The sequence below is a fragment of the Streptomyces sp. DSM 42067 genome, from assembly GCF_055792885.1.
On record NZ_CM147706.1, the window covers coordinates 363,343 to 376,219 of the forward strand.

Sequence of the window (12,877 nt, forward strand, 5' to 3'; positions counted from 1 at the left end):
CTACTGGATATGACGTTCTTCTAATGGAGGGGATCCATTCTACTCACGCCGTACGCCGAAGGGGCACGAGGGTGGCCAAGAGGACGAGGTTCGCCGAGTACGAGAACCGGTATGCCAACTACCGCTTCGAGCTGAGCGAGGAGGGCATCCTGTTCATGCAGTGCCACACGAACGGCAAGAGCCTCGTGTGGGACTGGAAGGCGCACGACGACATGGCCGACGTCTTCGCGGACATCGCGGGCGACCGCGAGATCAAGGTCCTGATCCACACCGGCACCGGCGAGAATTACAACGCCGACTGGGGACGGCTGCCCGACGGCAACCCTCCGGAGCGGCCGGTGTACCAGCTCATGCCGGACGAGCGCGGGCTCAACAAGCTGGACGAGAAGGCCTGGTACAGCCGCAACCTCATCTTCAACGTCCTCGACGTGGACGTGCCGATGATCAGCGCGGTCAACGGCCCGTGCAACATCCACTCCGAGGTCCCGCTGATGGGTGACATCGTCCTCGCCTCCGACGACGCCTGGTTCCAGGACGTCTCGCACTTCCCTCGCGGCCAGGTGCCCGGCGACGGCCAGCACGTCATCTGGAACTTCCTCGTCGGCCACAACCGCGGCCGCTACCTGCTGCTGACCGGCAAGAAGCTCAGCGCGCAGGAGGCACTGGAGTGGGGTGCCGTCGCCGAGGTGCTGCCCAAGGAGCAACTACTCGACCGCGCCTGGGAGCTGGCCCGCGAACTGGCGAAGCGGCCCCCGCTAGTGCTGCGCTACACCCGCCAGCTGTTCACCCAGGAGCTCAAGCGAGCCTTCCTGAACGAGCTCGGCCACGGCCTGGCCCGCGAGACCTACGCCCAGCGCGCCTTCTTCCCCTTCGGCGGGGAGATGGAGCCACTGGACCGCGCATGGGACGACCGACCCTGGTCGGACTGACACCCGTGCAGGCGCTCGAAGGCATCAGGGTCCTGGACCTGGGCACCTTCATCGCCGGGCCGTTCTGCGGCACCGTGCTCGGCGAGTTCGGCGCCGAGGTGATCAAGGTGGAACGCCCCGGAGCCGGGGACCATCTGCGCCGCTTCGGCACCGACACGGACTGCGGGGACACCCTGGTCTGGCTCAGCGAGGGCCGCAACAAGCGGTCCGTGACGCTCGACCTCGGCGACCAACGCGGCAGGGAGCTGATGAGGGAGCTCATCGCCGGCGCGGACGTGGTGATCGAGAACTTCCGGCCCGGGGTGATGGAGCGGTGGGGGCTGGGCTGGGAGGAGATCCAGGCACTCAACCCGCGCACGATCCTGCTGCGGGTGTCCGCCTACGGGCAGTCCGGGCCCTACCGCGACCTGCCCGGCTTCGCCCGCATCGCCCACGCCTTCTCCGGCCTGGCCTATCTCGCCGGGGAACCCGACGGACCGCCCGTGACCCCCGGCTCCACATCGCTGGCCGACTACACCACCGGCCTGTACGGCGTCATCGGCGTCCTGTTGGCCCTGCGGGCCCGCGAGTCCACCGGCAGGGGGCAGTGCGTGGACCTCGCGCTGTACGAGACGATCTTCCGCCTGCTCGACGAACTGGCGCCCGCCTACCAGCAGTACGGCTACGTACGGGAGCGGATGGGCGCCGACACGGTGAACGTCGTCCCGCACAGCCACTACCGCACCAAGGACGGCCGCTGGATCGCCATCGCCTGCTCCAACGACGAGATGTTCGCCCGGCTCGCGCGGGCCATGGACCGCCCTGAGCTGGCGGCGGACGACCGGTTCGGCCCCAAGGAGGCCAGGCTCGCGGCGCGGGACGAGGTCAACGCGCTGGTAGGCGAGTGGGTCGTATCGCTCACCCGGCAGGAGGTCCTCGACCGGTGCCGGGCCACGCAGGTCCCGGCGGGGCCGCTCAACTCGATCGCCGACATCTTCGAGGATCCCCAGTACGCGCACCGCGGCACCATCCGGCTCCAGGACTCACGTATCGGCCCCCTGGCCGTACCCGGGGTGCTGCCCGCGCTCTCCGAGACACCGGGCGAGATCCACTGGCTGGGCCCGGCGCTCGGCGCCGACACCGACGCGGTCCTCGGCGGGATTCTGCACCGCACGCCCGCGGAGATAGCGCGACTGCGGGACGACGGGGTAATCTGATGGTCTCGGAAACGCCATTCTCCCCAGACGAGAGCCATGTTCATGGGTAAGAGGGAAGGGCTTCAGGCATGACCGGTATTCAGGAACGACTGGCCACCGGGAAGGGGAAGTTCACTCCCAACTTCCCCGAGCTCGGCACCGCCCCGGTGAACTACGAGGACTCGATCTCCCAGGAGTTCTTCGAAGCCGAGCGGGAGGCCGTCTTCCGGCGGTCCTGGCTCAAGGTCGGGCGGATCGAGCAACTGCCCAAGCGCGGCAGCTACTTCACCCGGGACCTCCCCGGCCTCGGCTCGATCGTCGTCGTCCGCTCCACTGACGACACCGTGCGGGCCCTCCACAACGTCTGCGCCCACCGCGGCAACAAGCTCGTCTGGCAGGAGCATCCGCAGGAGGAGAGCCAGGGCACGTGCCGCGCCTTCACCTGCAAGTACCACGGCTGGCGCTACGGGCTCGACGGCAAGATCGCCCACATCACCAACGAGGACCAGTTCTTCGACCTCGACAAGAGCGGCCTGCGCATGCCGCCGCTGCACTGCGAGGTGTTCGCCGGCTTCATCTTCGTCAACTTCGGCAAGGACGCCGAGCCCCTGCGGAGCTTCCTCGGTGAGCGCCTACTGGAGCTGGAGAGCTACCCGTTCGGCGAGATGACCCAGCGATTCGGCTACCGGACCCGGATCAAGGGCAACTGGAAGCTGTCCATCGACGCCGTCCTCGAGTGGTACCACCCGCCGTACGTGCACGCCCGGTTCATCGACCCCGACGTGAGCAAGGCCGAAAAGCTCGTCCCGCCGGTAGACGCCTACCACTACGACATCTTCGACCCGCACATGCTCACCTCCGTGCCGGGGCCGCCCCCGCTGCCGCCGCGCAAGCCCGGCGAGCTGGGGCCGGTGCAGCGCAATCAGAAGTGGATCTACCGCCTCTTCCGCGCCGGCCTGTTCGGGCCGGACGACGTCCCTGACGTCGGCCCGCTGCCCGAGGCGCTGAACAAGGGCCACATCCGGTCCTGGGGCAACGACTCCTTCTGGCTGTTCCCGAACTTCTCGGTCCAGATCTGGGCGCGGAACTTCTACATCACCTACCAGTACTGGCCCGAGGCGGTCGACTCGCACACCTACGAGCTCGACATCTACTTCCCGCCGCCCGAGAACGCCCAGCAGCGGCTCGCCCAGGAACTGGTCGCCGACAGCACCATCGAGTTCGCCATGCAGGACTCCAACACCGTCGAGGCGACCCACTCGGCGCTGGCGACCCGCGCCAACCAGCAGTTCCACCTGTCCGACCAGGAGCTGCTCATCCGCAACTTCCACAAGGTCATCCGCGACGCCGTGGACGCCCACCAGTCGGCCGCGAACGAGGAGGACCACCGGTGACCACCGCCGCGGCAACCCTGCCCGAAGCCTTCCGCGACCTTGAACCGTACGTCGCCGACTGGGCGCTGCCGACCCGGCAGGAGCGGTACGACATGCGCCTGTCGAAGCCCTTCGAGGAGCTGGTGGACTTCTACGACGCCATCGCCCCGCGGGCCGAGGAGGCGATCGCCTACCTCGACGCACTCGACCTCAACGCCATGCCCGAGGACGCCACACGGCTGCTGCGCCTGCTCTACTCGCTGGTCCTGGTCTCGTACGCCGTGAACGTCTTCAAACAGCCCCGCATCCCCGACTCCGGCTCGGCGTTCTTCGACACCGTCGCCGAGCCGGCCGTCTGACGCGCCTGACATCTGGCCGTCCGACCGTCTGACCAGAAACAGGAGGAGCGATGGACAGCACGGGCGTGCCCCGCACCGAGCAGCCGCACCGGCGCATGGACCGCACACCGCAGTGGGACGGGGAGGCGGTCGCATGAGCCGGCAACGTACCGCGCTCGTCACCGGTGGCGCGTCCGGCATCGGGCGGGCCATCAGCCTGCGCCTCGCCGAGAACGGCTTCGCCACCGCCGTCCTCGACCTGGACGCGCAGGGAGCCGAGAAAGTGGCTGCCGAGTGCCGCGAGAAGGGACACGAGGCGGTCGCCTTCGGCGGGGTGGACGTGTCCGACCGCGCCCAGGTGGACTCCGCGGTCCAGCGGGTGCGTGACACGCTGGGCCCCGTGCTCGCTCTCGTCAACAACGCCGGAGTGACCGGGACGACGGCGTTCCTGAAGATCACCGACGACCAGTGGGACCAGCAGCTCGCCGTGAACCTCAGCGGCCCCTTCTACCTGTGCCAGGCGGTGCTCCCCGGCATGATCGAGGCCGGCTGGGGGCGGATCGTGAACATATCCTCCTCCAGCTTCCATTCGGGGCAGCCGTACATGGCGCACTACGTGTCCGCCAAGTCCGGTCTCGTCGGCCTCACCAAATGCCTGGCCCTCGAATTCGGTCCGAAGGGCATCACAGTCAACACGATCCCGCCCGGATTCATCGACACCCCCATGCTGCGCGAATCGGAGCGGAAGGGCCTGATCGGCGGGTCGGTCGACCACCACGCCGGACTCACACCGGTACGGCGCCCGGGCCGGCCCGAGGACATCGCGGCCGCCTGCGCCTTCCTGGTCTCCGAGGAGGCGGGGTACGTCACCGGGCAGGTCATCGGCGTCAACGGCGGGCGCAACACCTGACAAGGCTTCAAGAAGCGAAGAGGTGCCAATTGACATCCAGCAGCGACGCTCACCGGCCAGCCGGAGATCGCCGAGCCGGTGATCGCCGGCGCGATACGGGGGCCTTGAAACCATGAGAGTGCTCAAGGAGCGCGTCGCCGTCGTGACCGGGGCGGCGAGCGGCATCGGCCTCGCCGTCTCTGAACGACTTGCCGTCGCAGGCGTTCGTCTGGTGATGACCGACCTCGACGGCCAGGCAGTGGAAGACGCCGCCGCAGCGGTTCGGAAACGCGGCTGCGAGGTTGAGGCGGTGCCGCTCGACGTTCGTGACCCCGACGCGGTCGAGCGGGTGGCCGAGCTCGTCGTGCATCGGTTCGGGGGGCTGCACATCGCGGTGAACAACGCCGGGATCGTGAACCGGGGCACCGCCTGGGAGCTCTCCCTCGACGACTGGCACCGCGTGATGAACGTGAATCTCTGGGGCGTCATCCACGGCGTGCGGTCCTTCGTGCCACGGATCCTCGCGACCGGTGATGACGGCCATGTGGTGAACGTGGCTTCGATGGCCGCCGTTCACCCGCAAGAGCGCCTGGGGCCGTACACCGTCGCCAAGCACGGCGTCCTCGGCCTCTCGGACGTTCTGCGTGCCGACCTCGCAGCCGTCGATGCGCCCATCGGCGTCAGCGTCGTCTTCCCCGGCCGGATCCGAACGGCCATGAACCCGGTCGGCAGCGTCGAGCCGCACGCCGTGGCGAACAATGTCCTCGACGCGATCGCGCGCCGACGTCCGTACGTCTTCACCGATGACCACGCCGCCGGCGCCGTCGACGAGCGGCTCAAGGCGATCCTCTCGGCTCGAACGGACGTCATCGCCGAGTAGTGCGATCACCCTGGACAGGCCTCCTCCACGAGAACCAGGCCGTCTGAAGGGTCCGTGCTCCCGGACGGCCGGGCCGGTGTCGACAGGGGCGACGTCGCCGGGCAACGGCCCGTCCCGGCAGCGCTCATCAGTTCCCCGCCCATGCGCGCGCGGTGGCACCCGCGATCCCGAGACTCCGACTGACCGGTGATAGCGTTGCCGGGAATTTACGGAGAACCGATGGAACGACGCCAGCTGGAATATTTCATAGCCGTGGTCGAGCACGGCGGATTCACGGCTGCGGCCACTGCCCTCCATGTCGCACAACCCTCGCTGTCCCATGCGATCCGGGCTCTGGAGCGCGAATTCGGCGGAAGCCTGTTTCACCGCCTCCCGCACGGCGTCGCACTCACCGCGGCCGGCGAGGCGCTCGTTCAGCCGGCGCAGCAGGTCCTGCGGGACCTGTCCACGGCCAGTTCCCTGGTCCGTGAAGTCCTCGGGCTCAGCGGTGGCCGACTCGACATCGTTGCGCAGACAACCCTTTCGGTCGATCCCCTCGCCGGCATGCTGGGGCGCTTTCATCGCGCGCATCCGAAGATCTCCGTGCGCGTGGTCGACCCGGAGCGGGGATCTGACGTGGCCCACATGGTCGCGGCCGGTCAGTGCGAACTCGGGCTGGTGGACGCCTCGGTGCCCACGGCGGACCTCCGCGGAATCGACCTGCCCGAGCAGGAGATGCACGTCGTGCTGCCCCCGGACCACCCGCATCCGCCAGGAAGCACGATCACCTCGCGTGAACTGGCCGCCCTGGACCTGATCGTGACACCACCGGGCACCGAAACCCGGGTAGCCGTGGACGACGTGTGCACCGCGCTCGGCGTCCCACCGCGGATCGTGGTGGAGACGGCGCATCGCGCGATGATCGTGCCGCTGGTCCTCTCCGGCGTCGGCGCCTCACTGCTGCCCACCTCCATGGCCCAGGACGCCGCGCTCCGCGGGGCCCGGATGCTGTCCAACCGTCCGCGGTTGCTGCGCCACGGCCGGCTGGTCTGGCGGTCAGGCCCGCTGTCGCCCGCTGCCCAGGCGTTCGTGGACCTGGCAGCCTCCCCTGCCGAGAAGTGACGCCAGGGCTGACGCCCAGGATCCACGCCCAGCACTGACTGCCGAAGCACGTCAGCCCCTCCGCCCCTGCCGGTATAGAAGTCTTCTATTGCCTTCATTCAAAACCGGTTCAGGGCGACTCAAGGTGCCTTATTGACCGGTGTCGGTGGCGAATGACATCTTTTTCTGAACCGCAGGCAGGCCCGGCCGGAAAAGCCCACTGGGTCGTCATCCTCCGCCTGCGCCCTGTCCTTTGGAGCGAGGGCTCCAAAGCCGCGGAAGTCCAGCTTTGTTACGCCGGCAAATCGGCCAGGAGAAAAGCAGGTGACATCTTCCCCGGTGCGCGTCGATGTGCGCTGTCGACTCTTCACCCGGGTTTACGGGGTTTTGGGTTTACAGGGTTTCGGTTCAACCGTTCGCCGGGGACCACAACGGAGATATGCATGACTGAGTTCGATGCCGGACGGCACATACTCCCGCGGCCGGACACGCGCCGGCCGCTGACGACCGCGATGGACGTCCACGACCAGGAGACCGCCTTCACTCCGATCGGTCCGGTCCCTCCGCCGGAGGGCGCACCGAACGTGGTGATCGTGCTCGTCGACGACCTCGGGTTCGGCACCTCCAGCGCATTCGGCGGGCCGTGCGAGATGCCGACCGCGGAGCGACTCGCCGAGAACGGGCTGCGGTACACCCGCTTTCATGTGACGGCCTTGTGCTCGCCGACCCGGCAGGCCCTGCTGACCGGACGCAACCATCACTCGGTCGGCATGGGCGGCACCACCGAGATGACCACCGCGGCTCCCGGGTACAACGGATTCCGGCCGCGCAGCGCGGCGACCATGGCCCAGATCCTGCAGGGCAACGGCTACAGCACGGCGGCGTTCGGCAAATGGCACCAGACCCCGCCGAGGGAGATCAGCGCGGTCGGGCCCTTCGACCGCTGGCCGACCGGCGAGGGGTTCGACACCTTCTACGGGTTCATGGGTGCCGAGATGAACCACTGGTATCCGTTGCTCTACCAGGGCACCACCCCGGTCGAGCCGGATCGCCGGCCCGAAGACGGCTACCACCTTTCCGAGGATCTCGTCGACCACGCCATCGACTGGGTTACCACCCAGCGCACGCTGACCCCGGGGCGGCCGTTCTTCACCTACCTCGCGCTCGGCGCCGCACACGCTCCTCTGCACGTCGGCCGGGAATGGCAGGAGAAGTACCGCGGACGCTTCGACCACGGCTGGGACCACCAGCGCCAACTGACCCTGCGGCGGCAGAAGGAACTCGGGGTCGTGCCCCCGGACGCGGAGCTCGCGAGTTGGGCGGAAGGCGTTCCGCACTGGGACGAACTCACCGACAACCAGCGCCGGTTGGCGGCCAGGTTCATGGAGACGTTCGCCGGGTTCACCGAACATGCCGACGTACAGGTCGGCAGGTTCATCGACGCGCTGGAGGAACTCGGCGAGCTGGACAACACACTCATCCTCTACATCCTCGGTGACAACGGCGCTTCGGGCGAAGGTGGCATCGAAGGGACGATTGTCGAGCACCGGCTCGGGCACGGCGTGGTGGACGACCCGGACGAGATGATCGAGCACCTCGACGAGATCGGCGGGCCGTACAGCTATCCGATCGCCCCGGCGGGATGGGCGCTGGCGCTGAACACGCCCTATCAGTGGACCAAGCAGGTGGCCTCACACTTCGGCGGCACGCGCGACGGCATGATCCTGCACTGGCCCCGTGGGGTCCCCGAGCGCGGCGGCCTTCGTCACCAGTTCTCGCATGTGATCGATGTGCTGCCGACGATCCTGGACTGTGCGGGGATCCCGGCGCCGTTCAGCGTCGACGGGGTGACGCAGCAGCCCATCGAGGGGACGACCATGTGGCGGACGCTCGCCGATCCCCACGCGCCCGAGCATCGCCGTACGCAGTACTTCGAGATGTGCGGCAACCGGGGCATCTACCACGAGGGCTGGATGGCGGTGACCCGGCACGGCATCCCGTGGGAGATGGTTCCGGACAAGGGCCGGAGGTTCGCCGACGACGTCTGGGAACTCTACGACCTGAACCACGACTGGAGTCAGGCGCACGACCTCGCCGCCAGGCATCCCGAGAAGTTGCGCCGCCTGCAGGACCTGTTCCTGATCGAAGCGGCGAAGTACCAGGTCTTCCCTCTGGACGACCGGGTCACCGAGCGGGAGAACCCCGCCATGGCCGGGCGCATCGATCTGCTCGGTGACCGGACATCCGTGACCTACCGCGGGCGAATGCGGCGGTTCACCGAGGAGACCACACCCAACATCAAGAACCGCTCGCACAGCATCACCGCGGACGTCGACGTGCCGGAGACAGCGGCCGAGGGCGTGCTCATCGCGCAGGGTGGCCGATTCGGCGGCTGGACCCTTCACTTCACCGGTGGAAAGCCGGCCTACGCCTACAACTACTTCGGGATGAGCCTGTACACCGTGCGCGGTGGCGACCCCCTGGCGCCGGGACGGCACGAGGTCCGGCTCGAGTTCGACTACGACGGCGGAGGACTCGGCAAGGGCGGGACCGCCGTGCTCATGGTGGACGGCGAAAAACATGCGACCGGACGGGTCGAGCGGACCATCCCGTACTACTTCTCGTTCGACGAGACGCTCAATGTCGGAGTGGACCTGGGTACACCGGTGACCGACGACTATCCCGTCCTCGACAACGAGTACACCGGGACCATTCACTCGGTGCGCATCGACCTGGACGTCCAGACCGCCGAATCGTCCGAGTTCGACGGTGGACTGCACCGGCGCGTCATGGGGGCCCAGTGAACTGCTGTGCGCCGTCCGGCGGCCGGGCGGCGGACCGGACGTCGTCCCGACAGGCCACCGTCCGCCGGGCGACTACTGAGGGCATGGTGGCCGTTCCCGCCGGCGAATTCCTCATGGGCAGCGAGGACGCGCTCGCCTACCCTGCCGACGGGGAAGGCCCGGTGCGAACGGTGTACGTCGACGCTTTCTGGATGGACGCCTGCACGGTGTCGAACGCGCAGTTCGCGTGCTTCGCCGCCGAAACCGGGTACCGCTCCTCCGCCGAGCGGATCGGCTGGTCGTTCGTCTTCGCCGGTCTGCTCCCGGACGACTTCCCGCCGACCCGGGGAGTGGTGGGTGCACCCTGGTGGCGCCAGGTCGAGGGCGCCGACTGGCGCCATCCCGACGGACCGCATTCCAGCTGGGAGAACCGGGCGGATCATCCGGTCGTCCACGTCGACTGGCACGACGCACGCGCCTACTGCTCCTGGGCCGGTAAACGCCTGCCCACCGAGGCGGAATGGGAACGCGCCGCCCGAGGAGGCCTGCACGGAAAGGTGTTCCCCTGGGGCGACGAACTCGAACCGGGCGGTCGCCCCCGGATGAACGTGTGGCAGGGCGACTTCCCGAACCGCCACCCGACAGCCGACGGCTGGTACGGCACCTGTCCGGTCAACGCCTTCGAGCCCAACGGCTTCGGCCTGTACAACGCCACCGGCAACGTCTGGGAATGGTGCGAGGACCCGTTCTCCCCCTCCCGTGACGACAAGCAGCGCGTCGCCAAAGGCGGCTCCTACCTGTGCCACGCGTCCTACTGCCGCCGCTACAGGGTCGCCGCGAGACAGGGCCTGCCCCCGGACTCGGCAACCGGCAACGTGGGGTTCCGGTGCGCCCTGGACATGACGTGATCCCCATATGGCTGGATCCCTGGGGGGCTACCCGGCTTGATCCCTGGGGCCCACCCGCACGTCGCCGCCGTCCGGTGGCGGGGCCCTTCATCTTATGGCTCGGAGTCATGTTCGACTCGACCACTCAGCAACGGCGCGACGCGCCGGCGCATAAGGAGCAGGACCATGGCAAAGCAAGCAAGACAGTGGCGCGTCGGCTCGGCGGGCATAGCGGTCCTCGGCCTCGCCCTCACCGCCTGCGGCGGCGCGAAGGTCGGTGACAGCTCCGCCGGGGCCGACAGCAGCTCGGGAAAGTGCGGCATGTTCAACATAGCGGTCAACCCCTGGGTGGGTTACGAGGCCGATGCGGCGGTCGTCGGCTATGTCGCGGAACACGAACTCGGCTGCAAGGTCACCAAGAAGGACCTGAAGGCGGAAATCGGATGGCAGGGGTTCGAGACGGGCGAGATCGACGCCATCCTGGAGAACTGGGGGCACGAGGATCTGAAGAAGAAGTACATCACCCGGCAGAAGACCGCCGTCAACCTTGGCCAGACCGGCAACAAGGGCATCATCGGCTGGTACATCCCACCGTGGATCGCGAAGAAGTACCCGGACATCACGAGCTGGAAGAACCTCAACAAGTACGCGTCCCGGTTCAAGACCTCCGAGTCGGGTGGTAAGGGCCAGCTGCTGGACGGCGACCCGTCGTACCAGACCAACGACGAGGCGCTGGTGAAGAACCTGAAGCTGAACTTCAAGGTGGTGTACGCGGGCAGCGAGACCGCGCTCATCCAGGCCTTCCGGGAGGCCGAGCAGAACAAGAAATGGGTGATCGGTTACTTCTACGAGCCGCAGTGGTTCCTCTCGGAGGTACCGCTGGTCAAAGTCGAACTGCCCAAGCACACGGCGGGCTGTGACGCCGATCCCGCGAAGGTCGCCTGCGATTACCCCGTGTTCAACCTCGACAAGATCGTCAGCACCAGGTTCGCGAAGTCCGGCAGCCCGGCCTATGACCTGGTGAAGAACTTCAAGTGGACCAATGACGACCAGAACACCGTGGCGAGGTACATCGCGTTGGACAAGATGTCGCCGGAGGCGGCGGCGAAGAAGTGGGTCGAAGCAAACCCCGACAAGGTCGAGGCCTGGCTCGGGTAGGGCGCGACAGGCCCATCCGCGGGGCGCGCCCGCCATCGGCGTGCCCCGCGGTCACGGTGCTCGGCCACCGCACCGCCACCTCCACCGCCTGCGCCGCGGCTCAGCCGGTGGGTTCCTCGTGGCGGTACACCTGACCGCCCTTCATCACGAACCGGACGTTCTCGGTCACGCCGATGTCGGTCAGCGGGTCGCCGGGGACGGCGATGACGTCGGCGAGCAGGCCGGCCTCAAGGCGGCCCCGGTCGTCGGCGTCGATGAGCTCGGCGGCGACGGTCGTGGCCGCCCGGATCGCTTGCAGGGGCGCCATGCCCCGGTTGACGAGGGCGATCAGCTCCTTGGCTCCGCGGCCGTGCGGGATCGCGGGCGCGTCGGTGCCGCAGGCGATGCGTACCCCGCGCTCGATGGCCTTGCCGATGGTGGCCCGCGAGCGCGGGAAGACGTCGGCGGCCTTGGCCTGCAGCTCGGGTGCCGCGTGTGAGACGTCCATTCCCTCGGTGAGGTAGGTGGTCGCGACGAGGAAGGTTCCTCGCTCGACCATCAGGTCGAGCGTCTCGTCGCTCGCGAGGGAGCCGTGCTCGATGCAGTCGATGCCCGCGTCGAGCGCGGCACGGATCGCCGTGTCGCCCATGCAGTGGGCGGCCACCTTGCGTCCGGCGCGGTGGGCCTCGTCGACGATCGCCCGCAGCTCCTCGTCGGAGTACTGCTGGGCGCCGGCGGGACCGGTGTGCGACATGACGCCGTTGGAGGCGCAGACCTTGATGACCTCCGCGCCGTGCTTGATCTGGTAGCGCACCGCCTTGCGCACCTCGCTGACCCCGTTGGCGATGCCCTCCTCGACGCTCAGCTCCATGATGTGCGGCGCGAACGCCTGGAACATGGTGGGGTCGAGATGCCCGCCGGTGGGCGTGATGGCATGGCCCGCGGGCACCACCCGCGGGCCGTCGATCCAGCCCAGGTCGATCGCCTTTTTCAGGGCCACGTCCAGGAGGAGCCCGCCGGTCTGCACGAACAGGCCGAGGTTCCGCACCGTCGTGAATCCGGACCGGAGTGTCCTGCGCGCGTTGGCTACGGCGCGCAGGGTGCGTACGGCGGGGTCGTCCTGCACCGGGTTGAGGGGGCTGCGGTGGTCGGGGCCGCCGAGCAGCAGGTTGACCTCCATGTCCATCAGCCCCGGCAGCAGGGTGAGGTCGCCGAGATCGAGCACCACGGCGCCCTTCGGCCGCGAGGTCGGTGCGACCTCGACGATGCGCTCACCCTCGATCAGGAGCTCCCCCGGTTGGACGTACTCGCCCTTGTCGACGTCGAGCAGGCGGGCGGCGCGCAGGAGGACGGGCGGTTGCGGTGTGCGGGGACGGGCCATCGAGCGGCTCCTTCGAAGGCGCAGA

11 protein-coding genes are annotated in these 12,877 nt (G+C 68.2%); 10 read left to right on the top strand and 1 reads right to left on the bottom strand.

Annotated features, from left to right (window positions below):
• Window positions 1-71 precede the first annotated feature (71 nt).
• From ACSMXV_RS01970 to ACSMXV_RS02015, 10 genes are all read left to right on the top strand, one after another.
• Window positions 72-929 carry an enoyl-CoA hydratase/isomerase family protein gene (locus ACSMXV_RS01970; RefSeq protein WP_473175956.1) on the top strand — a complete coding sequence of 286 codons (858 nt, stop codon included), beginning with the start codon at window positions 72-74 and terminating at the stop codon, window positions 927-929.
• The gene (locus ACSMXV_RS01975) at window positions 902-2,125 is read left to right on the top strand and encodes a CaiB/BaiF CoA transferase family protein (RefSeq protein WP_473175957.1); all 1,224 of its coding nucleotides are present in this window, start codon (window positions 902-904) and stop codon (window positions 2,123-2,125) included. Before ACSMXV_RS01970 ends, ACSMXV_RS01975 begins: the two co-directional genes overlap by 28 nt.
• Window positions 2,126-2,193: 68 nt before the next feature.
• Complete coding sequence (locus tag ACSMXV_RS01980; RefSeq protein WP_473175958.1) at window positions 2,194-3,498, top strand: aromatic ring-hydroxylating oxygenase subunit alpha; 1,305 nt, start codon at window positions 2,194-2,196, stop codon at window positions 3,496-3,498.
• A complete protein-coding gene (locus tag ACSMXV_RS01985) occupies window positions 3,495-3,836 on the top strand; it encodes a hypothetical protein (protein ID WP_473175959.1) in 342 nt (113 codons plus the stop codon). The genes ACSMXV_RS01980 and ACSMXV_RS01985 overlap by 4 nt, the downstream gene beginning before the upstream one ends.
• Before the next feature lie 133 nt (window positions 3,837-3,969).
• Window positions 3,970-4,725, top strand: coding sequence for an SDR family NAD(P)-dependent oxidoreductase (locus ACSMXV_RS01990; protein ID WP_473175960.1), 756 nt, complete (start codon window positions 3,970-3,972; stop codon window positions 4,723-4,725).
• 112 nt (window positions 4,726-4,837) lie between these two features.
• Complete coding sequence (locus ACSMXV_RS01995) at window positions 4,838-5,584, top strand: SDR family NAD(P)-dependent oxidoreductase (RefSeq protein ID WP_473175961.1); 747 nt, start codon at window positions 4,838-4,840, stop codon at window positions 5,582-5,584.
• A gap of 219 nt (window positions 5,585-5,803) precedes the next feature.
• Window positions 5,804-6,685 (top strand): LysR family transcriptional regulator, encoded by an 882-nt coding sequence (locus ACSMXV_RS02000; RefSeq protein ID WP_473175962.1) that lies wholly within the window; start codon window positions 5,804-5,806, stop codon window positions 6,683-6,685.
• A gap of 422 nt (window positions 6,686-7,107) precedes the next feature.
• Window positions 7,108-9,468 (top strand): arylsulfatase, encoded by a 2,361-nt coding sequence (locus ACSMXV_RS02005; RefSeq protein ID WP_473175963.1) that lies wholly within the window; start codon window positions 7,108-7,110, stop codon window positions 9,466-9,468.
• 83 nt (window positions 9,469-9,551) lie between these two features.
• Window positions 9,552-10,355, top strand: coding sequence for a formylglycine-generating enzyme family protein (locus ACSMXV_RS02010; RefSeq protein WP_473175964.1), 804 nt, complete (start codon window positions 9,552-9,554; stop codon window positions 10,353-10,355).
• Window positions 10,356-10,520: 165 nt separating this feature from the next.
• Complete coding sequence (locus ACSMXV_RS02015) at window positions 10,521-11,492, top strand: ABC transporter substrate-binding protein (RefSeq protein ID WP_473175965.1); 972 nt, start codon at window positions 10,521-10,523, stop codon at window positions 11,490-11,492.
• A gap of 100 nt (window positions 11,493-11,592) precedes the next feature.
• Here ACSMXV_RS02015 and ACSMXV_RS02020 read toward each other — a convergent pair whose 3' ends face one another.
• The gene (locus ACSMXV_RS02020; RefSeq protein ID WP_473175966.1) at window positions 11,593-12,852 is read right to left on the bottom strand and encodes a metal-dependent hydrolase family protein; all 1,260 of its coding nucleotides are present in this window, start codon (window positions 12,850-12,852) and stop codon (window positions 11,593-11,595) included.
• Window positions 12,853-12,877: the final 25 nt, after the last annotated feature.